Raw genomic sequence first — 734 nt, forward strand, 5'->3', positions numbered from 1 at the left:
GACTTCACAATCATCAGCCGATAACGGCGTCTTGCTGTCCCAAACGTCCAACGTGCCAATTACGGTAGCGTTTGATTCAGGCTGTCTAAATTCCTCTTTGCTATCAAGCCACCCACGCGGCAGGGATAGCACGTCCTCAATTTGAGCCGCCGCGCCATTGCCTATATTCCGATAACCGTTAAGCCACTGATTGACCTGTGCCGGTGCTTTTTCTATGGCTCGGGCAAACTCTGCTTGACTGCCATTAAACCGTTTTTCAATCAATTCTTTCACTTTATCAAGTCTGCTCATTTTCTTACTCCCAGCTAAATCAATTAGTTATATTTTAAAGCAACGCTATATATAACAATGCTACTATTTTGCTTGCTTTTTGAAAATAGCTTTGCTAAACTATCGCTACGTTGAATATAGCAAGGTTGAAATATGAACTTAATTGAATATTGCGCTATTCGCGGGAATCAATCTTACTTAGCAAAAAAGACTGGTATTGCACCAGCATTTATTAATCAGATTGCGCGAGGCGTCAGAAGTGTGCCGGTTCAGTCAGCGGCAGCGATTGAAAAGGCTACAAACGGGGCAGTAACACGGCAAGAGATGTTCCCTGATGATTGGGAAAAGATTTGGCCTGAATTGGCAAAAAAGCAGCGAAAAAGTGAATAACCAAAAGAAAGGAAAGGAAAAAAATGAAGAAGCAGAACAGAAACCGCCTGTCAAAGAAAGACAGACGGCTGATT

The 734-nt window shown here is 42.6% G+C and carries 2 protein-coding genes; one reads left to right on the forward strand and one right to left on the reverse strand.

From position 1 onward, the window contains the following. Positions 1 to 291: helix-turn-helix domain-containing protein (locus HMPREF3052_RS03265; RefSeq protein ID WP_141756600.1), on the reverse strand; the 291-nt coding region annotated here is incomplete at its 3' end. Positions 292 to 423: 132 nt separating this feature from the next. On the opposite strand from HMPREF3052_RS03265, the gene HMPREF3052_RS03270 reads away from it, so the two are divergent. Continuing rightward, entirely contained in the window at positions 424 to 660 is a 237-nt protein-coding gene (locus HMPREF3052_RS03270; RefSeq protein ID WP_070748499.1) for a transcriptional regulator, read from the forward strand. Positions 661 to 734: the final 74 nt, after the last annotated feature.

This window comes from Neisseria sp. HMSC056A03 (genome assembly GCF_001815685.1).
Classification (GTDB): Bacteria; Pseudomonadota; Gammaproteobacteria; order Burkholderiales; family Neisseriaceae; genus Neisseria; species Neisseria subflava.